This is a genomic window from Rubrobacter tropicus, from assembly GCF_011492945.1.
Classification (GTDB): domain Bacteria; phylum Actinomycetota; class Rubrobacteria; order Rubrobacterales; family Rubrobacteraceae; genus Rubrobacter_D; species Rubrobacter_D tropicus.
In genome coordinates, this window is the sequence record NZ_CP045119.1 from 3,209,442 (window position 1) to 3,228,624 (window position 19,183).

Below are 19,183 nucleotides of genomic sequence, written 5' to 3' on the forward strand. Positions count from 1 at the left end.
GCCGTGTGCCTGGAGGACTTTGTCAGGAGAACGCGTGGACTACCGCAACATCGCCATCATCTCGCACGTCGACCACGGCAAGACCACGCTCGTCGACGCCTTGCTGCGCCAGACGCTGGAGCTCGGGCATGGGCAGGAGATCGCCGAGCGCGCCATGGACTCGAACGTGCTGGAGAAGGAACGCGGCATCACCATCCTGGCCAAGAACACGGCCGTGGAGTACGGGGGCGTCAAGATCAACATAGTCGACACCCCCGGCCACACAGACTTTGGCGGCGAGGTCGAGCGCGTCCTCGGCATGGTAGACGGATGTTTGTTGCTGGTGGACGCGGCCGAAGGCCCCATGCCCCAGACCCGCTTCGTCCTGCGCAAGGCGATAGAGCTCGGCCTCAAGCCCATAGTCGTCATAAACAAGATAGACCGTCAGGACGCCCGCCCGGAAGAGGTAGTCGACCTCACCTTCGACCTGATGGCCGACCTCGGCGCCTCCGACGAGCAGCTCGACTTCCCGATCCTCTACGCTGTGGCTCGGGAGGGCAAGGCGTTCAAGGACATGGACGCCCCCCGCGACGACATGCAGGAGCTCTTCGAGACCGTGCTCGGGGAGATACCGGCGCCCGGCACGGACCTCGAGGCGCCGTTCCAGATGCTCGTCACGAACCTGGACTACTCGGACTACCTCGGCCGCATCGTGATCGGCCGCGTCCAGCGCGGCGAGGTCCGAAAGGGCGAGTTCGTCAACCTCGTCCACAAGGACGGCACGCGGACGAAGACCCGCGTCGTCCAGCCCTTCACCCACCTCGGCCTGCAGCGCATCGAGTCCGAGAGGGTCGGCGCCGGGGACATAGTTGCGCTCTCCGGCATCGAGGACGCGCAGATAGGCGAGACCGTCGCCGACCTCGCGGACCCGGAGGCGCTCCCGATCATCACGGTGGACGAGCCGACCGTCAGCATGACCTTCGGCCCGAACACCTCCCCCTTCGCGGGCAAGGAGGGCCGCTACGTAACCAGCCGCCACCTCCGCGACCGCCTGATGCGCGAGGTCCAGACCAACGTTTCCTTGCGCGTCGAAGAACTCAGCCCCGAGGAGTTCGAGGTCTCCGGGCGCGGCGAGCTCCACCTCTCCATCCTGCTCGAGACCATGCGCCGCGAGGGCTACGAGGTCCAGGTCGGCTCGCCCCGGGTCATAGTGCGCGAGATAGAGGGCAAGAAGCACGAGCCGTTCGAACACCTGGTCCTCGACGTGCCCGAGCGGTTCTCCTCGACCATCATCGGAACGCTCTCCGGCCGCAAGGGCCAGCTCGTCGACGTGGAGCCGCAGGGTTCCCGCACCCGCATAGAGTTCAAGATACCGGCGAGGGCCCTCTTCGGCTTCCGAACCCAGTTCCTCTCCATGACGCAAGGAGAGGGCATCATGAGCCACGTTTTCGACGGCTACGCCCCGTGGGCCGGCGACCTCAAGACCCGCACCAACGGCAGCATGGTCGCGATAGAGGCCGGCACGGCCTACGCCTACTCCATCTGGAAGCTCCAGGAGCGCGGCGTCTTCTTCATCCAGCCCGCCACGGACGTCTACGTAGGCATGGTAGTCGGCTCTTACAGCCGCGAGAACGACCTCAACGTCAACGTCTGCAAGAACAAGAAGCTGACCAACGTCCGCTCCGCCGGCGCCGACGACGCCCTCAACCTGACACCTGTCCGCAAGCTGACGCTAGAGGACGCTCTAGAGTACATCGGTGAGGACGAGCTCGTGGAGATCACGCCGGAGTCCATCCGCCTGCGCAAAAAGGTCCTCGAGCCCGGGATGCGCAAGTAGCCCCGACCCGCCCGACGGGGTTGGCGGATCCGGTGAACCAGTCCTTATCCGACCCCGTTTCGGCGATGGTCGGGGTGGGTACGCTTGCAGCCGCCGACGGAGCGCACCCGAGTTTCGTCAGCGGATTTCAGAAGGACAGTTGTACGCTTCGTATCAGAAAGGTTTCAGGATATGACCGGAATAGAGGACAAAGTAGTAGTCATAACGGGTGGCAGCAGCGGTCTCGGCGAGGCGACCGCGAAGCTGCTCGCGGAGCGTGGGGCGAAGGTGATGCTCGGTGCTCGGCGCGAGAAGAACCTGGAGAGGATCGTCTCGGAGATAAAGGACGGCGGCGGCGCGGCGGCCTACAGGGTCACGGACGTGACGAGCCGGGATCAGGTCGAGAACCTGGTCGCGGGCGCGGTCGAGGAGTTCGGCCGGGTCGACGTTCTGGTCAACAACGCCGGACTGATGCCGCTCTCGCCGCTCGACGCCCTCAAAGTCGACGAGTGGGACCAGATGGTTGACGTGAACATCAAGGGCGTCCTGTACGGCATCGCGGCAGCGCTCCCCAGGATGAGGGAACAGCACGACGGCCAGATCATCAACCTCTCCTCGGTGGCAGGGCACGTCGTGTTCGAGAACTCCGCCGTCTACAGCGGCACCAAGTACGCCGTGTGGGCCATCTCCGAGGGGCTCAGGAAAGAGGCCGGGGATGAGATACGGGTAACCACCATCTCGCCCGGCGCGGTGCAGAGCGAGCTTACGGACAAGATCACCCACGAAGAGTCGGCACAGAACGCCAGCGCGTTCGACGAGATAGCCATAGACGCCGACGCCGTCGCCCGCGCCATAGCCTACGCCATGGAGCAGCCGAAGGACGTGGACACCAACGAGATCGTCCTTCGACCCACCGCCCAGCCCCTGTAGCCCGAACTACCCTGTCGGCCTCCGGGTCATCTTTCATACGGCACCGTGAGCCTGGAGGCCATCGGGAAGTGACGCCGGTTGAAGGTTACGAGGTCAGCGCCGTTCTCCTCCAAGGTCGCCGGTGCTGTTCGGTTAGATAGATGTGCATCCGCTCCATGACACCCCCGATGTATACGGGCGACGTGTAACGCGATTTGAGGTCGGGGATCAGAATCTCCGGCGTAGAGAGTGGGCGGCTAGCCTGCCTGCACCGGTTCGTAGTGAAGTACGAGAAGCCGGCTCTCGCTCAGGGCGAGCGAAGCGTAAGAACGACCTTCGTCGTCGGAGAACTCGACCTCGAAAACGTCTGGAGCCAGGGCTTCGAAGACCGTGCCGACCTGCCATCGGTAGAGGCCGCGTTCGGGAAGATCTTCAATGAGGGTTACTACGTCTAAAACGTTTGCCGCGTCGCTCATCCTTCTGAATTTGTTTGATGGATCGCAGCCCCCGCGATTCGATACCTTACCCGGCCTGCTCGAGCCTCTCCGAGATCCACTGGTTCAGGCTCTTGCCCTCCTGCCGGGCGCGCGTGTACGCCTGGCGGTGAAGCTGCGGCGACACTCGGAGCATCAACCGTCCGGAGAAAGGCCTGTCGGGCTCTTCACCGCGCTCCTCGCAGAACTCCAGGTAATCGTCAACGGAATCCCGAAAAGCTTCCTCCAGTTCCTCGACGCTAGTACCCTGAAAAGTGACGACGTCTCGTAGGTCGACCACCTCACCGTGGAAAAGACCCGCCTCATCGTCGAACTCGACCTGCCCCGTGTAACCTTTGTATTGCAGCATTTCTCTACTCTCCCGGCTCATAGCCAGCTTCTACCAGGAACCTCCGTACCGACATGAGCGCACCCTTGTCGGTCTCCTTCTGCGGGTGCGGACGATGGAAGACTGCCCGAATCCCTCCCAGGTACACACGCACCCGCGAACCTCGTCCCTCGCTGACCTCGGCTCCCAACGCCCTAAACAGCCTTTCTACATCTGCCCAGGCTACGTTCGGGCGCACCGGAACCTCGAAGACGGCCTGGAGCGTCTTGTGGTGTTTACTACTGAGGTTCATAGTATCACTTTACGACACTATAATCGAGCAGGTCAACCGACCTGCTGGAGCAAGCAGCCGAATCAATCCGCTGACAGCTCGATGTCGAGCAGGAGCCGTACGCGCTCGAACTCCCTCTCCAGCAGAGCGAGCAGGTCCGGGGCGCGCGTGAGGTCGCCGGAGTCGCCTAGCCTTTCGAGTTGGAGGCAGAGTGAACCCATGCGGCCCGCTCCGACGGAGCGGCAGGTGCCGTTGAGGGCGTGCGCGGTCTGCCAGAAGGCTTGGGGCTCTCCCCGCTCGGCGGTGGCGTGCAGGGCGGCGAGGTAGGACGGCGCCTCGTTCAGGAAGGTCCCGACGAGCCTGGCCACGATCTCGCCCCCGCCTTCCTGCTGGATCAGGCGCAGGCTCTCCAGCACGGTGCGGTCCAGCGAGCCGCCCGAGTCCGCGTCGGCGTCCGGGGCTCGACCGGGGACTTCGCGTGGACCCGGCGTCCGGGCTACCCAGCGTTTGAGCACCCTGTCGAGCTCTTCGGGCCTGATGGGCTTCGAGAGGTGGTCGTCCATGCCGGCCTCGATGGCCTTCTCGCGGTCGCCCTGCAGGGCGTGGGCGGTCATGGCTATTATCGGGATGCGGCGTTCCCCGGCCTCGCGCTTGCGGATCTCGCGGGTCGCCTCGTAGCCGTCCATCTTCGGCATCTGAACGTCCATGAGCACGGCAGCGTAGGGACCCTTGGAGAAGACCGCCTCGACAGCCTCCTCCCCGTCGGAGACAACGCTCGCGCCGTAGCCCCGCCTCTTCAGCAACTCCACGGCGACCAACTGGTTCGTCAGCGTGTCCTCGGCGACGAGGACGTTGGCAGCGGACCGGTCGGCTTCCGTCGCCCCGGCATCCTGTCCGGCCGGCGGCGACGGGTCCGCGGGCGCGGGAACGGACGGTATCGGGGTCGTCGCCGCGCCAGGCCTCTCGGTCAGGGGCAGGGTGAAGGAAAAGGTGCTGCCCGCGCCGGGTTCGCTCTCCACGTCCATCTCGCCGCCCATCATGCCGACGAGCTGGGCGCTGATCGCCAGCCCCAGGCCCGTGCCGCCGTAGCGCCGCGTCGTCGAGGCGTCGGCCTGGGAGAAGGGCCGGAACAGCCGCGCTCGCTGCTCGTCGGTGATCCCTATCCCGGTGTCGGCCACTTCGAAGCGAACCGTGGCCGCGTCTCCCCGCCCCTCCGCGCGCCCGACCCGCAGGGAGACGCGGCCATTCTCCGTAAACTTGACGGCGTTGGAGAGCAGATTGGTCAGGACCTGCCTGATACGGAACGGGTCGCCGCCAACGCGGGCGGGCACGTCGCTTGCGACAGAGCTCGTGAGTTCGAGCCCCTTCTCCCTGGCCCGTTCGTCGAACACCGCGACCGTCTCCCCCACGAGCGCCGGCAGGTCGAAGTCCACGGTCTCCACGCGGACCTTGCCGGCCTCTATCTTCGAGAAGTCCAGGATGTCGTCGAGCAGGGCGAGCAGCACGTCGCCGGAGGAGCGCGCAATCTCGACGTACCTGCGCTGCTGGGGCGACAGCTCCGTGCCGAGGAGCAGCTCGGTCATGCCTATGACGCCGTTCATGGGGGTGCGTATCTCGTGGGACATGTTCGCCAGGAACTCGCTCTTGGCCTTGTTGGCCGCGTCGGCCTCCTCTTTGGCCCGGCGCAACTCCTCCTCGAACCGCCTTCGCCCGGTGACGTCGTGGACGGTGCCGAGCATCCGAGAGGGCTCGCCCTCCTCGTCCCTTACGACCTCGCCCCGGCGGTGCACCCAGCGCACCGTCCCGTCCGGCCAGACCACCCGATGCTCCAGGTCGTAGGGCTCGTTGTCGCGGAGCGCCCCGGTCACGGCCCGCCTCACCGTCGCCCTGTCGTCGGGGTGGACCGCTTCTATCATCCTCTCGAAGCTCGGCACGAACGCGCCTGGCTCGAAGCCGTAGATCCTGAAGACCTCGTCCGACCACGAGGTCACGCCGGCCTTTATGTCCCAGTCCCAGCTGCCCAGTTGCGCCACGCGCTGCGCCTCGGCCAGGACGGCCTCGCTCCGCCTCAGGGCCTCCTCGGCTCGCTTGCGCTCGGTGATGTCGACCATGAACCCCTGCCAGTAGCGGGCCCCGGTCGCCTCGTCCTCGAAAAGGACCGCCTCGTTGCGCACCCAGACCGTCCGGCCATCCCGGTGCAGCACGCGGTACTCCGTCGCGAAGACCTCCCCGGGCTCGCCGACCTGCCCGCCCGTCTCCTCTTCTTCGGACCGCATCGGCCCGCGGTCCTCGGGGTGGACCATGCGCCACCTCAGGTCCGGGTCCCCGCACTCCTCTGGCGTGTAACCCGTGAGACGCTCTATCTGGGGGCTCATGTACATCGCCGAATCGGGGCTGCCGATCTCCTGTATGTAGGTGACGGCCGGCATCCGCTCCACGAGCGAGCGGTACCGCTCCTCGGCCTCCCTTATCCTCTGCTCCGAACGTTTTCGTTCCGTGATGTCGCGGGCGACGTAGAGGACCCGGTCGGCGCTGATGGGTGAGACCGTGCCGGCGAACCAGACCTCCCGGCCCCCGATCTCCAGGGTGTACTCCGTGTTTACCGGCCTCCCCTCCTCCAGCGCCCGCCGGATGTGCCCCAGAAACGCGTCGGCCAGATCCTCATCGAAGACCTCCCGAATCGAACGGCCGATCAGGTCCTCGGAGGGCTTGTAGAGCAGCGATGGGTTGGTCGGGGCGATCCTGAGGTAGCGCCCCTCGGCGTCGAGCACCATGATGAGATCGCTCATCGCCGCGAAGAGCGCCCGCAGCTCGGCCTCGGAGGCTCTCAGGGTCTCCTCCGATCGCCGGCGCTCGGTGACGTCCATCATGGAGCCGACGACCCTTACCGGCTCTCCCCCGGCCCCGCGCACGACGTACCCCCGGTCCACGACGGTCGCGTAGGCGCCGTCGGCGCGCCTGAAGCGGTACTCGTCAGACCAGGTCTCCCCCGTGCCCCCGAGAACCTCCTCGATGCCGGACACGACCCGACCCCTGTCTTCGGGGTGAATGTGGTCCTCCCACCACGCGCCGTCGGTCACGATCCCGACGGGGTAGCCGAACATCTTCTCGACGGCCCCGTTCCAGGTCTGCCGGTCGGCCGGGAGATCTGAGTCCCAGATCGCCTCGTTGGTGGCCCGGGCGACCAGCCGGTAGCGCTCCTCGCTCTCGCGCAGCGCCTCCTCGGTGTGCTCGCGGTCGGTGGCGTCCCGCACGATGGCGAGCACGAAGCGGCCCTCCGCCGCCCCGCTCGTGACCTCCATGGGGCTCAGGGTCAACTCGACCCTGATCTCCTCGCCGCCCTTTCGCACGGCGGGCAACGCGAGAACCGCGTTCGAGTCCACGTATCGCCCGTGGCCCGTATCGCGGTACCCCGCCATGCCGGCCCGGTGGAGCTCCTTGAGCCGGCCGGGGACGAGCTCCTCGACGCTCATCCCGAGGGCCTCGGCGGCCGAGTAGCCGAAGATCTCCCGCGCGGCCGGGTTCCAGAGGACCACCCCGCCGGTGTCGGCGTCCGCGACGATCACGGCGTCGCGGACGCTCTCGAAGAGGCGCCCCATCCCGAGATCACGCGGCGTCAGCAAGTCTTTTCCGTCCGAACGGGCCACGATCCTTCGCTCCCCGACGCTGGTTCCCGCGCCAATTGTGCCACCAGGGGAGTTTACGGCATCTTGGGCCGGGAGGGTATCTCGGGGTACGGCCCTCCGGGGCGCTACGCCTCCGTCATCTTCCGCGCGTCCAGAAGGTCGTCGAGCTGCTCTTCGGAGAGGTCGGTCCTCTCGCGGGCGACCTCGCGGATGGTCTTGCCCGTCTTGTAGGCCTCCTTGGAGAGGTCGGCGGCCTTGTCGTAGCCGATCTCGGGCGCGAGGGCCGTTGCGAGCATGAGGCCCTGCTCGACGAGCGCGGGACCCCGGTCCGTGGCCCGAAGGCCCACGACTAGCTGGTCCGTAAAGTTGTCCGCGGTGCTCGCCAGCAGCTCTATGGACTGGAGGAGGTTGTGGGCTATGACGGGGAGCATGACGTTCAGCTCGAAGTTGCCGCTGGCGCCGGCGAGGGCTACGGTGGCGTCGTTGCCGACCACCTGGGCGCTTACCATCGCCGCGCTCTCGGCTATGACGGGGTTGACCTTGCCCGGCATGATGGAGGATCCGGGCTGTACCTCGGGGAGGGCTATCTCGGCGAGGTTGGCCCGTGGACCCGCACCCAGGAAGCGGACGTCGTTGGCTATTTTCAAGAGGCTCACGGCCACGGTCTTCAGGGCGCCGCTGGCGAAGACGGCGGCGTCCATGGCGCTCTGGGCCTGGAAGTGGTTCTCGGTCTCCCGGATCTCGACGCCGAAGCGGTCGCTCAGGCGCTGGCATACCCGGCCAGCGAAATCGGGGTGGGTGTTCACGCCGGTCCCGACGGCGGTGCCGCCCAAAGCCACTTCGGCGAGGTCTTCGCGGGCTTTTTCTATCCTCCGGATGCCGCGGTCGATCTGGCCCGCGTAGCCGAGAAACTCCTGGCCGAGACGTATCGGGGTGGCGTCCTGGAGGTGCGTCCTGCCGGTCTTGACCACGCCGTCGAACTCGACGGCCTTGTCGCCCAAAGCGCCGCGCAGTTTGTGGAGCGCGGGCAGGAGGTCGCGCTCGATAGAGACGAGGGCCGCGAGGTGGATGGCCGTCGGGATGACGTCGTTTGAGGACTGGCCCCGGTTGACGTGGTCGTTGGGGTGGACCGGGTCCTTGGAGCCGAGCTCCCCGCCCAGAGTCTGAACGGCCCGGTTGGAGATCACCTCGTTGGCGTTCATGTTGGTCGAGGTGCCGGAACCGGTCTGGAATACGTCGAGCACGAAGTCCTTGTCGAGGGTTCCTTCGACTACCTCTTGGGCAGCGGCGACTATGGCGTTCTTGAGGTTCTCGTCGAGGCCGCCGAGCTCGTGGTTGACGTTGGCGGCTTCGAGCTTGATGGCGCCGAGGGCCTCGATGAACCGCCTCGGGAAGCGGATGCCGCTTATGGGGAAGTTGTCCAGGGCCCTCCGGGTCTGGGCGCCGAAGAGGGCGTCGCGGGGGACCTCCACCTCGCCCATCGAGTCGCGTTCTACGCGGTGCGGGGTGTCGTGCGAACTCTCTTGCCTGCTCATGTGAGTCCTCCTGTCGAAGCCGGTACGCTCGCGTCATATAATCTCTGTGTAACTTTGCCGGTCGCATTATACGAGAGGTGGTCTTTTGGATTCTCTACGGTACGCGCTGAAGGAGTGGGCTGTAACCGTCGAGGCGCTGGAACGGGGAGCCACGGCCCTCGTGGTCCGAAAGGGCGGCATCCGGGAGAAGGCCTTCGCCGTGCCGAAGACCCGCTTCTTGCTGCTGCCCGGCTACGAGCACCAGCGGCCGGAACTCGTGAAGCCGGAGTACAGGCACGTACTCGACGAGATACCGGACCTCACGGACGACGGGCCTTTACGCTTCTCGTCGTTCGCCGAGGTCCATGGGGCGTACGAGATCTCCGAGGCCGAAGACCTCGAAAGGCTCAACGGGCAGCACATGTGGACGCACGAGTACGCCGAGAGCCGCTTCAAGTGGCGCCCGAAGAAACCGCTGACGGTGCTGGTCCTGAGGACATACGTGCTGCCCGAGACCGTGGAGTTGCCTTTCCGCGAGGGCTACGGCGGGTGCAAGTCCTGGATCGAGCTCGAAGATTCCGTCTCTATCGGAGGGGCGCGTCCGGCGCTTTCGGACGAGGATTTTGATGGCCTGACCTCGCAGGCGCTCGGGGTTTTGCGGGGGCTCGAGCCGGCCCCGGTGGGTTCGTAGGGAGTCGGTTTTGGGTTCCGCCGCCGTCCCGGTCGTTCTGATCTTCTTGATAGTCGTCTTTAGCGGCGTGACGATCTACTCGGCCAACAGGGATCTGGCCAGGGCGAAGGCGTGGGGCGACCTCGCGCGGCGGTTCCTGCCCTTCGTCGTGCTGGCGTTCATGGCCATGAGCCTCTACTTCGTGCGGGCCTTCGCGGAAGGCTCGGTGGTGTTCGTGTGGATGGTCGTCTTCGGCATCCTGATAGTCGCCTCCAGCCTCTTCTCGGTCCCGGCCCTGGAGCGCCGCGCCAACGGCGTCTTCCGCCGCGGCGACTACGCCCTGGCGGCCGAGCTCTACGGGAAGCTGGTGGAGGAGAGGCCGCTCGCCCGCAACCACGCCTTCTGGGGCGCGGCCCTCGGCGCCTCGGAGCGGTTCGACGAGTCGATCAACGCCTCCACGAAGGCCGTGGACATCGACCCCGAGTACGGCCTCGCCTACTACAACCGCGCCCTCGTCCTGCGCCGCATGGGCAAGAAGGGCCGGGCCGTCAAGGATTTAAACAGGGCGCTCGAGGTCGACATGCCGCGGCGGTTCCGGTCGGCGGCGAAGAAGATACTCCAGGAGCTTCAATGAGGCTCCTCTACCCGACGCTCGGCGCCCTCGCGATACTCGCGGTCTTTACCGCCCTGATCTGGCGCCAGAACCGCGACCTTTTGCGCATCGGCGCCTACAGGGAGTTCTTCCTGCGCATGATCCCACCCCTCTCGACCGGCGTCTTCGTCGCGGGCCTCCCCTTCGTGATGGACCTCGCCACGGTCGAAAATTACCTGCCCGTACTCCTCGTCTACCTCGGCGGCGCCGCCGTCCTCACGGCCCTGATGACCCGCGCCGTAACCCCGGAAGAACGCCGCGCCGGGACCGCCTTTCGCAACGGCGACTACGAGCAGGCGGCCCGCCTCTACGACGACCTGACGGGCCGCCGCCCCCTCCCCCGCTACTACTCGGCCCTGGCCGCAAGCCTCGACGCCTCGGGCAACCCGGAGGCCGCCCTCGAAGCCGCCGACCAGGCCATAAAGCAAGACCCCAAACTGGGCATCGCCTACTACAACCGCGCCTCCGCCCTCGCCGCCACGGGCGAGCGGGCAAAGGCCCGCGGCGACCTGCAGAGGGTCTTCCAGGTGGACTCTGGCCGCGCCTTGAGACGGGCCGCTGGGGAGGCGATGGAGAGCCTGGAGAAAGGCTAACGCCTTTCTCCGCTGTCAGCTTTCAGCGGTCAGCAAGAACGTTGGTGACGGACCCGACGCGGGAAAGACACCAGTTCGCGCCGCCTCTCGCGTATCGGTCATCGTCAGCGCACAGACGTCTCGGAAACCGGCAGGCTGAGAGCTGACAGCTATTCCACCTTCTCCTGCACGTTCTCCTCCACCGCCTTCACCTCGATCTTGCCCTCCCTCACCCTGGTCTCGTAGCCGGATTGGGGGAAGACGGCGGGGCCGTCTATTACCTTGCCGTTGCACAGGTCGAAGCGGGACTTGTGCCGGGGGCAGACCACGGTGTCGCCCTCGCGGTCGCCCTGTTCGAGCGGGCCGGAGAAGTGGTTGCAGGTGGCGGCTATGGCGCAAACCCTCCCGTCTTTTTCGGAGCGGCTCAGGAGCACGCCCACGCCGTCGACCTCGATGCGTCGCATCTCGTCGGTGCCGAGTTCGGACTCGTCGAGGACGGGGGTGTAGTCGTCGGGACCCGTGGCTTCGAAGGTGTTGCGGTTGACGCGGAGGCCGTATTTGTAGGAGAGCTCGCCGCCGAGGTGGGCGCCCATGCCGTTGAGGGAGTAGCCGGCGAGGAAGGCGAGCCTGCCGGCGTTGCGGCGGCCGGCGGCGCGCAGCACGAGGGAGGAGGTGCTGAGGGTGAGGCCGACGGCGTTGAGAAGGGCGTGGGCCATGCCCATCCTGCGCGAGCCGCCCGAGGTGTAGCGCCAGTCGGAGAAGCCGACGGCGGCGGCGGCGAAACCGCCGGCGACGCCGAGGGCGAGCGAGGCGTCGGCCGCGTTGCGCATGGCCTGCTTCCCGCTGACGATGTCTAGCCCGTCGAAGACGAGCGCCGCCGTCCACGAGCCTATGGGCACGTCGGTCAGCACCGGGTGAAGCGGCACCTCCATCCATACGCCGTCCAGCACGTTGCGCGCCGTCGTGCCCCCGGCGGCCACGAGGTCCTGAACCCTGGGCTGGACGGCATCGGAGGCCCTGTCCAGGAAGGGCATCGCCTCGACTATGATCTCGCCTATGGTCTTCTCCACGCTCCTCCGCCTCTCTTCCGGTGGCCTGTGTCCCCCGCGGGAGGGATTATGCCCCGCCGACGTCCATCCTAAGTGTTCGACGTCACGCCTTGGCGGCCCCGGGGTCCACGTTCGCCGGCCCCACGGCGAAGAAGAAGACGGCCCAGTGCGCCAGCAGCACGTAAAGGTAGAGGGTGAGCGCGAAGGTAGCCGGGATCGTGCGCTCGTCGTTCCAGAGGAGGACCCACTGGGCCGGGATCGCCTGGAGCGCGAGCAGGAGAAGCGCGGGCGCCCCACGCCCCCTGGCGAGCAGGAGCAGAATCCCCGGTCCGAGCAGCACCAGGTAGTTGTGCCAGGCGATGGGCGACACGAGGAGAGAGGCCGCCACCAGCGCCCAGAGCCCGGCCTCCCCCCCGTCCCGGACCCTCACGGCCGTCAGGACCAGAACCCCGATCCCCAGCGCGTAACCCACGTAGACCATCCAAGGCAACGTGAAGAGGTTCTGGCCGTAGGGATGCTCCGTAAAGAACCGGGCCATCGCCGCGGGGATCGAGGCGTTGTCCCAGTAGGGGTTGGCCGACCCCTCGCTGAGTATCCCGACGTAGCGCAGCGTCGCGGACGGCCCCGCCACCACGAAGCCGAGGAGCGACGCCGCGAGTCCCGAGACGCAGGCCGCCGAGAACGAGTCCCACCGCCGCCGCACGAGCGGCCAGAGCAGGACAGGCGCCAGGGACGGCTTCAGGGCTACGACCAAACCGAGGGCGACTCCGGAGAGCCGCTGGTCGTCCCTGCGGTCCGAGATCCAGGCGGCGACCAGACCGAGCGTCAGCACCGGGTACACCTGACCGAGCGCCAGCGTCGAGAGCAAGGGGGACGAAAGGAGCAACAAGCCGGACCCGACGACCGCCCACGCGGACCGCAGCCTTAGCTCCTCCGCCGTCCACGCGAGGTACCCGATCACGCCGAGCACGGATAACAAAACGAAGAGCCGGTAAGCGTCTAAAGCCTCCAAAAGCCCGAGGGGCGAGATGAGCACGGTCCAAACCGGCGGGTTCAGGTTGACGAGCCGCGCCCCCGCGTCATAAATATCCCCCCCACCGAGCAACGCCCGCGCCGACCGCCAGAAAGAATCGAAGTCCACGTGCACGTTCATGGACTCGGTCGAGATCCTGTCCAGAACCCCACCCAGAAACCACACGTCCATCCACAAGGCCCCCGCAAACACCCAGAACGCCACCGTATAGAGCACAGCGTCCCGCAAGCCGCCCCGCACCTCTAACCGACCTGTAGATAGAACAGACTCACAGCCAGACATGATACGCGCTTGGAGCCCGTCAGCACGCTCCGCCCTACGGGCTCCGCTTTCGGCACGCCTCGGCCTGCTGCGCAGTCCTCGCTTTCAGCGGTCAGCTTTCGGCCTCCCGAAGTCCTACCTGGCAACGCCTTGCGCAACGGTTCGAATGCAGTGTGGCGCATGTACACAGACGACCTGCTGACGGGCTGAAAGTCCCCGGTAGGGGACGTGCTGAGAAGGCGCGGTAGCGCCGGCTGACAAGCCCACGAAGCGAGCGTGCCGCCGGCCGCTACGCGGCCAGCGGAGAGGGGGGGATTCGAACCCCCGATGCCGGGGTTACCGACATAACGGTTTTCGAGACCGCCGCATTCAACCGCTCTGCCACCTCTCCGCGAGGGAGTTTATCTATCGAGCTGGGTCCCTTCAACCATCCTGGGTGCCGTCTTTTTTGATCGAACCCCGTTGGACTTCTGGTTCAAGGTTACCATGGCCGGCCCGCCGGCGACCGCACTCCCCTCTCGCTATAACCCTGCGGCCTCTTCTCCATAGTCAAATAGCCCGCAAATCAGCGTGTTTTCGTCATACTATCTGGTGGTGCCTCGGATACTTTTGGATGGTTCGGCACTCCCGTGCTCTAACCGTATGGTTTAGGGTTGTATGCTGGGTCACGGTGCCGACACGGGTTAGGGTGGGTTGGGAGGAGCGTTTGTGGCTGGTATTTGTGGTAGGTATTTGGGCTCTTTGAGTTGTATGGGGCGTCGTGGGGGGCGGGGCTCGCGGTGACGTTGGCGGTGAGGTTTTTGGTGGTTTCTCTGGGAGAAGGCTTTTGACGGGGATCGTTGGAGGCGGGCGGTCCGCCCGGTTCTACGCGGTGCTGTCCATCGTGGCGGCGGTGGTCACGATCGGGCTCAAATTCGGGGCTTACCTGTTGACCGGGTCCGTCGGGTTGTTTTCGGACGCGGCCGAGTCGGTGGTGAACCTGGTGGCGGCTTTGACGGCGTTATGGGCATTGACGCTCGCGGCCAGGCCGCCGGACGAGGAGCACGCGTTCGGGCACAACAAGGCCGAGTACTTTTCGAGCGGGCTGGAGAGCGCGCTCGTCCTGATCGCGGCGGCTTTGATCGCCGCAACCGCGATACCGAGGTTGTTCGAGCCGCGGCCGCTCGAGAACGTCGGGGTTGGGCTCGCCGTCACGCTCGTCGCGTCGGCGATCAACGGCGGCGTCGCCCTCGTCCTCCTGCGCGCCGGAGGCCGGCTGCGCTCCATAACCCTGGAAGCCGACGCCAGGCACCTGTTGACGGACGTGTGGACCTCAGTTGGTGTGGTGCTCGGCGTCGTGCTCGTGGGGCTCACGGGCTGGCTCGTCCTCGACCCCCTCATAGCCCTGCTCGTCGCGGCCAACATCGTCTGGACCGGCGTCAGGCTCCTGCGGGATACGGGGCAAGGGTTGTTGGACAGGGCTTTGCCCGGAGAGGATCAGGCCAAGATCCAGAAAGTCCTGGCCCGTTACGAGGAGAGGGGCATCCGGTTCCACGCCGTCCGCACCCGCGCGGCGGGACAGCGCCGCTTCGTCTCCATGCACGTGCTCGTGCCCGGCGGGTGGACCGTAAAGCGGGGCCACGACCTCGCCGAAGAGCTGGAAGCCGGCATCGCCCGCGACCTCCCCCAGAGCACCTTCTTCATCCACGTCGAGCCGGCCGAAGATCCCGCCTCCTTCGCGGACCAGGCCCTCGACCGCGAACGTTCGGACGGGGAGACCGGGACGACGGAAGAGGGGCGGACCGGGTAGGTCCGCCCCTCTCAGGCCGCTTGAGCCGGTCTTCTAGCTACACTTCGAGTAGCCGCAGGAGTGGCAGACTACACAGCCCTCCTGGCGGGTCAGGCCGCTGGCGCAGTCGGGGCAGGCGCCGATGATCGGGAGCTCCCGGGTGTCCGGCAGGCTGTCCTCGATCAGGTAGTGCTCGCTCATCGCCTTCGCAACACCGTCGGGGACCGACAGGGTGGCGGCGGGCCCCACGCCGGCCGGGTGGCCGTCCTGGATGCCGCGGAGCTGGTGGACCAGCTCGGCGGGCGTCGCGCCGTGGGTCATGGCCAGCGAGATCATACGCCCCAACGCGTCAGAGAAGGCCGCAGCCGTGCCGCCGGGCTTGCCAAGGATCACGAAGCACTCCCTTGGGCCGAACTCGTCGTCGTTCATGGTGACGTAGAGCGGGCCGTGGCCGGTCTGGATCTTCTTGGTGACCCCCGTGAGCGTCCGCGGCCTGCCGTTCCGGGCCTCGGCCAGCGAGTTGAACCGCGGCCCGTTGTCCTGCGCCGCGACGGGCGGCGTGACGGAGGGCGCGGTCGGCGCCTCGGGGGAGGCCGGCGTCATGGTCGGCTTCTCGCCGGCGCTGGTCTTGCCGGTCGAGAGGACCTGGGCGTCGCGGGAGCCGTCACGGTAGACGGCGATGCCCTTGCAGTTGGTGGCGAAGGCCTGCATGTAGGCGGCCTCGACGTCCTCGACCGAAGCGTCGTTCGGCAGGTTGATGGTCTTGGAGATGCCCATAGAAGTGTACTTCTGGAACGCCGCCTGCATCTTGACGTGCCACTCGCTGCTTATGTCGTGCGAGGTGACCCACACGCTCCTGAGGTCGGCCGGAACCTCCTCGACGTCGCGCACGGAGCCGTGCTCGGCGACCTTCTTCATGAGGTCCTCGGAGTAGAAGCCGCGCTCCTTGGCGATCTTCACGAACTCGGGGTTGACGTCGGGCATCTCCATGTCGGCCTGGCGGCGCATGAAGGCGACGGCGAAGAGCGGCTCGATGCCGCCGGAGCAGCCGGCGATCATGGAGATGGTGCCCGTGGGGGCTATGGTGGTGACGGTCGCGTTGCGGACCCTGTCGCCGCGCATCTCGTGGCGCGAACCCTCGAAGTTCGGCATCACGCCGCGCTCCTCGGCGAGGTTGCGGCTCTCCTCCCACGCCTCGTCGTCCACGAACTTCATAACCTTCTCGGCGAAGGCGAGGCCCTCGTTCGAGTCGTAGGTGATGCCGAGCTTTATGAGGAGGTCGGCGAAGCCCATCACGCCGAGGCCTATCCTGCGGTTGCCGCGGCTCATCTTGTCTATCTCGGGCAGCGGGTAGTTGTTCTGCTCGATCACGTTGTCCAGGAAACGGATCGCGGTGTGGATCGTCTCGCGCAGGTCGTCCCAGTCGACGTCCCCGGTCTCTTCCCTGTAGAACTTCTCCAGGTTGATCGAGCCGAGGTTGCACGAGTCGTAAGGCGGCAGGTGCGCCTCGGAGCACGGGTTGGTGCTCTCTATCGGGAACTGCGGCGTCGGGTTGTCGCCGTTGATCTTGTCTATAAAGACGACGCCGGGTTCGCCGTTGAGCCAGGCGCCCTCGACGATCTTGCGGAACAGATCCTTCGCCCTGACGGTCTTTATGACCTCGCCGTCTCTGGGGTTCTTGAGCTCGAAGTCACGGTCGGCCTCGACGGCCTCCATGAACTCGTCGGTGATCGCGACCGAGATGTTGAAGTTGTTGATCTGGTCGTTCTCGCGCTTGCACTCGATGAACTCCTCGACGTCGGGGTGGTCGACCCTGAGGATGCCCATGTTCGCCCCGCGACGCGTTCCGCCCTGCTTGATCTTGTCCGTCGAGGCGTCGTAGATGGCCATGAACGAGACGGGCCCGCTGGAGACGCCCATCGTGCTCTGCACCAGATCATTCTTCGGACGCAGGCGGCTGAAGCCGAAGCCGGTGCCCCCACCGGACTTGTGGATGATGGCCTGGTGCTTGAGGGTGTCGTAGATGCCGTCTATGGAGTCCTCGACGGGCAGCACGAAGCAGGCGGAGAGCTGCTGCAGCTCGCGCCCGGCGTTCATGAGGGTCGGCGAGTTCGGCATGAACTTCCTGCTCAGCATGATCTGGAGGAAACGCTCCCTGGACTCCTCGTAGAGCGCTTTAGCCTCCTCGCCCTCGTTGAACCGGAACTCGCCCTCGGCGATGTTCCCCGCGACGCGCAGGAACATGTCGATGGGTTCCTCTATAGCCTCACCGCGCTCGTTCTTTTTGAGATAGCGCTTCTTGAGAACGGCGACCGCGTTCTCGGTGAGATCTATGTCTGCCGCCAACCTGTTACGGTTTACCTCCATACTCATCCTCCCGATTCTACCGCTTGCTCTTCTTATTCCATCACCGGATTTGCCCGGCGGACCGCTCCAAAACGGCCCGCCGCAATGTCTCCCCTACTTGCCCGCTTCTACCTGCCGATCCCGGCCCCTGCCAGGCGCACGAGCTCCGTGCGGAACTGGTCGACGTCGGTGTACTGCCGGTAGACGGAGGCGAAGCGCAGGTAGGCTACCATGTCCAGCCGGCGCAGCCTGACGAGCACCATGTCCCCGAGCCGCCGCGACGTCACCTCGTGCCGGCGCCTCTCCCTCAGCTCGGCCTCGATCTCGTCGACTATCAACTCGACCTGCTCGTCCGTGACCTGCTGCTTGGCACACGCCTTCAAGAGGCCGCCCATCAACTTGTCCCGATCAAACGGCTCCTTGACCCCGTCCCTCTTTATGACCATGAGCCTCAAGGGCTCCCTGCGCTCGTACGTCGTGAACCTCTTCTCGCACGAAAGACACTCGCGCCTCCGACGCACGGCATCCTTCGTCTCGGAAAGCCGCGAATCTATTACCTTCGTATCCTCAAAATCGCAGTACGGACACTGCATCTCACGACCCCCGTCTTTCCAACACCACATCTGGTAGGCCAAAAACCTAGCACACCACATTTTCCAAAAGCAATAGGGGCTAAATAAACCTGAACTTTAAGTTAACTGAACCGTAAACGCCCGACTCCCCTTTGTTAAGCGGAATAAACACGACGCCCCGGCCTCGCAAGATTTTTCAAAGATTTTTTCAGTCGGCGACGAAAAGGGCGAATATCCCGCAAATCACGCACCTTGACGTTCAGGTGAAGTCGACAGGCTCCAGCGACGCTTGAGCCTACGATTACTACACCGAAAACACTCTACTTGAACTTGAGGTAGATCATGTATCGGGGGGTTAGTCCGTTGGATCCGGCTGTTTCGTGGCCCCGGGGGGCCTTTTTCGGCGGTTCTTGAAGAAGGTTCTCAGGAGGTCGGCGGCTTCCTCCCCGAGGAGGCCTGTCTGGACGGCGAAGGTGTGGTTGAGGCGGGTGTCTGATGGGATGTCGTGCAGGGTACCGGCGTAGCCGGCCTTCGGGTCGGGGGTCGCGTAGACGAGGCGGTCCAGGCGCGAGGCGTGGGCGGCGCCGGCGCACATGGGGCAGGGTTCGAGGGTCGCGTAGAGGGTGCAGCCCGAGAGGCGCCAGCCGCCGAGGGTCTTCGCGGCGCGGCGGATGGCGAGGAGTTCGGCGTGGGCCGTGGGGTCGCCCGTGGCCTCGCGTTCGTTGGCCGCGACGGCGAGGACTTCCTCGCCCCTCGCGACCACGGCGCCGACGGGCACCTCCCCCATCTCGGCCGCGTTCTCGGCGGCGAGCAAGGCCCGGCGCATCATCAAGAGGTCGGTCTCTTCGTGCATGGATTCAGATCTCTCCGGCACGGGCCGATCATAGCAGCCGGCAAGGTCCGATCCGGGGGATCGTGATTCTGTTGGCTGCGGGATCTAACCTCTGGTGGGAAGGATCATCACCAGGACGCCGGTAATGCAGATCGTCGCCCCGAGCAGGTCGTAGCGATCTGGCCTGAACCCATCGACGAAGACCCCCCAGGCGAGGGCCAGGGCTATGAAGACGCCTCCGTAAGCCGCGTAGACCCGCCCGAACTCGGGAATGGGTTGAAGGGCGGCGACAACGCCGTAGAGCGCGAGTACGACGGCGCCGCCCAGCGCCCACGCGACGGGCTTGTGCTCGCGCATCCAACCCCACACCAGGTATCCGCCGCCGATCTCGCACAGCCCGGCCAGGACAAACAGAGTGCCTATGACGAGCAGCTTCGACATCCTCGGGCTCCTCTCCGCGCCACCAGACGGTCATAACCAGCCGAGCTTAC

Annotated in this window: 17 protein-coding genes and 1 tRNA gene; 6 read left to right on the top strand and 12 right to left on the bottom strand. The window is 65.9% G+C overall.

Going from position 1 to position 19,183, the window contains the following annotated elements:
• Positions 1-34: 34 nt before the first annotated feature.
• Both typA and GBA63_RS16230 read left to right on the top strand, forming a co-directional pair.
• Entirely contained in the window at positions 35-1,816 is a 1,782-nt protein-coding gene (gene typA, locus GBA63_RS16225; RefSeq protein WP_166177752.1) for a translational GTPase TypA, read from the top strand.
• A 171-nt stretch (positions 1,817-1,987) separates the two neighbouring features.
• Positions 1,988-2,725, top strand: a complete 738-nt coding sequence (locus tag GBA63_RS16230) for an SDR family oxidoreductase (protein WP_166177754.1) — start codon at positions 1,988-1,990, stop codon at positions 2,723-2,725.
• Between the two features lie 236 nt (positions 2,726-2,961).
• On the opposite strand, the gene GBA63_RS24470 is transcribed toward GBA63_RS16230, so the two are convergent.
• The 5 genes from GBA63_RS24470 to GBA63_RS16255 all read right to left on the bottom strand — a co-directional run bounded on the left by GBA63_RS24470 (position 2,962) and on the right by GBA63_RS16255 (position 8,958).
• Complete coding sequence (locus GBA63_RS24470) at positions 2,962-3,180, bottom strand: DUF4926 domain-containing protein (RefSeq protein ID WP_166177756.1); 219 nt, start codon at positions 3,178-3,180, stop codon at positions 2,962-2,964.
• Between the two features lie 46 nt (positions 3,181-3,226).
• Positions 3,227-3,547 (bottom strand): type II toxin-antitoxin system HicB family antitoxin, encoded by a 321-nt coding sequence (locus GBA63_RS16240; RefSeq protein WP_207956843.1) that lies wholly within the window; start codon positions 3,545-3,547, stop codon positions 3,227-3,229.
• 4 nt (positions 3,548-3,551) lie between these two features.
• Complete coding sequence (locus GBA63_RS24475) at positions 3,552-3,818, bottom strand: type II toxin-antitoxin system HicA family toxin (protein ID WP_166177758.1); 267 nt, start codon at positions 3,816-3,818, stop codon at positions 3,552-3,554.
• Between the two features lie 62 nt (positions 3,819-3,880).
• Positions 3,881-7,444, bottom strand: coding sequence for a PAS domain S-box protein (locus GBA63_RS16250; RefSeq protein WP_166177760.1), 3,564 nt, complete (start codon positions 7,442-7,444; stop codon positions 3,881-3,883).
• Between the two features lie 104 nt (positions 7,445-7,548).
• Complete coding sequence (locus GBA63_RS16255) at positions 7,549-8,958, bottom strand: class II fumarate hydratase (RefSeq protein ID WP_166177762.1); 1,410 nt, start codon at positions 8,956-8,958, stop codon at positions 7,549-7,551.
• 85 nt (positions 8,959-9,043) lie between these two features.
• Between GBA63_RS16255 and GBA63_RS16260 the strand changes: the two genes are divergently transcribed.
• Genes GBA63_RS16260 through GBA63_RS16270 form a run of 3 tightly spaced genes read left to right on the top strand, consistent with a single transcriptional unit; the run spans position 9,044 to position 10,852 of the window.
• Complete coding sequence (locus GBA63_RS16260) at positions 9,044-9,628, top strand: DUF1802 family protein (protein ID WP_166177764.1); 585 nt, start codon at positions 9,044-9,046, stop codon at positions 9,626-9,628.
• Between the two features lie 10 nt (positions 9,629-9,638).
• Complete coding sequence (locus GBA63_RS16265) at positions 9,639-10,241, top strand: tetratricopeptide repeat protein (protein ID WP_166177766.1); 603 nt, start codon at positions 9,639-9,641, stop codon at positions 10,239-10,241.
• A complete protein-coding gene (locus GBA63_RS16270; protein WP_166177768.1) occupies positions 10,238-10,852 on the top strand; it encodes a tetratricopeptide repeat protein in 615 nt (204 codons plus the stop codon). The genes GBA63_RS16265 and GBA63_RS16270 overlap by 4 nt, the downstream gene beginning before the upstream one ends.
• Before the next feature lie 149 nt (positions 10,853-11,001).
• Here the strand turns inward: GBA63_RS16270 and GBA63_RS16275 are convergent, their stop codons facing one another.
• From GBA63_RS16275 to GBA63_RS16285, 3 genes are all read right to left on the bottom strand, one after another.
• Entirely contained in the window at positions 11,002-11,901 is a 900-nt protein-coding gene (locus tag GBA63_RS16275; RefSeq protein ID WP_166177770.1) for a Rieske (2Fe-2S) protein, read from the bottom strand.
• Between the two features lie 82 nt (positions 11,902-11,983).
• The gene (locus GBA63_RS16280) at positions 11,984-13,141 is read right to left on the bottom strand and encodes a glycosyltransferase family 87 protein (RefSeq protein WP_166177772.1); all 1,158 of its coding nucleotides are present in this window, start codon (positions 13,139-13,141) and stop codon (positions 11,984-11,986) included.
• 334 nt (positions 13,142-13,475) lie between these two features.
• A tRNA-Ser gene (locus tag GBA63_RS16285) sits at positions 13,476-13,565 on the bottom strand.
• Positions 13,566-14,009: 444 nt separating this feature from the next.
• Here GBA63_RS16285 and GBA63_RS16290 point away from each other — a divergent pair.
• The gene (locus GBA63_RS16290; RefSeq protein ID WP_166180278.1) at positions 14,010-14,963 is read left to right on the top strand and encodes a cation diffusion facilitator family transporter; all 954 of its coding nucleotides are present in this window, start codon (positions 14,010-14,012) and stop codon (positions 14,961-14,963) included.
• A 33-nt stretch (positions 14,964-14,996) separates the two neighbouring features.
• On the opposite strand, the gene GBA63_RS16295 is transcribed toward GBA63_RS16290, so the two are convergent.
• From GBA63_RS16295 to GBA63_RS16310, 4 genes are all read right to left on the bottom strand, one after another.
• Complete coding sequence (locus tag GBA63_RS16295; protein WP_207956845.1) at positions 14,997-17,309, bottom strand: vitamin B12-dependent ribonucleotide reductase; 2,313 nt, start codon at positions 17,307-17,309, stop codon at positions 14,997-14,999.
• 107 nt (positions 17,310-17,416) lie between these two features.
• Positions 17,417-17,881, bottom strand: coding sequence for a transcriptional regulator NrdR (gene nrdR / locus GBA63_RS16300; protein ID WP_166177776.1), 465 nt, complete (start codon positions 17,879-17,881; stop codon positions 17,417-17,419).
• Between the two features lie 334 nt (positions 17,882-18,215).
• Entirely contained in the window at positions 18,216-18,713 is a 498-nt protein-coding gene (locus GBA63_RS16305; protein WP_228282143.1) for a nucleoside deaminase, read from the bottom strand.
• An 84-nt stretch (positions 18,714-18,797) separates the two neighbouring features.
• On the bottom strand, positions 18,798-19,124 hold the full coding sequence (locus GBA63_RS16310) for a YnfA family protein (RefSeq protein WP_407690854.1): 327 nt from the start codon (positions 19,122-19,124) through the stop codon (positions 18,798-18,800).
• Positions 19,125-19,183: the final 59 nt, after the last annotated feature.

What these genes read in the sequence shown, in the direction of transcription:
- GBA63_RS16230 (WP_166177754.1), top strand. Translation starts at nt 1,988, where the DNA reads ATGACCGGAATAGAGGACAAAGTAGTAGTCATAACGGGTGGCAGCAGC.
- GBA63_RS24470 (WP_166177756.1), bottom strand. Translation starts at nt 3,180, where the DNA reads ATGAGCGACGCGGCAAACGTTTTAGACGTAGTAACCCTCATTGAAGAT.
- GBA63_RS16240 (WP_207956843.1), bottom strand. Translation starts at nt 3,547, where the DNA reads ATGCTGCAATACAAAGGTTACACGGGGCAGGTCGAGTTCGACGATGAG.
- GBA63_RS24475 (WP_166177758.1), bottom strand. Translation starts at nt 3,818, where the DNA reads ATGAACCTCAGTAGTAAACACCACAAGACGCTCCAGGCCGTCTTCGAG.
- GBA63_RS16255 (WP_166177762.1), bottom strand. Translation starts at nt 8,958, where the DNA reads ATGAGCAGGCAAGAGAGTTCGCACGACACCCCGCACCGCGTAGAACGC.
- GBA63_RS16270 (WP_166177768.1), top strand. Translation starts at nt 10,238, where the DNA reads ATGAGGCTCCTCTACCCGACGCTCGGCGCCCTCGCGATACTCGCGGTC.
- GBA63_RS16295 (WP_207956845.1), bottom strand. Translation starts at nt 17,309, where the DNA reads ATGGAGGTAAACCGTAACAGGTTGGCGGCAGACATAGATCTCACCGAG.
- nrdR (WP_166177776.1), bottom strand. Translation starts at nt 17,881, where the DNA reads ATGCAGTGTCCGTACTGCGATTTTGAGGATACGAAGGTAATAGATTCG.
- GBA63_RS16305 (WP_228282143.1), bottom strand. Translation starts at nt 18,713, where the DNA reads ATGCACGAAGAGACCGACCTCTTGATGATGCGCCGGGCCTTGCTCGCC.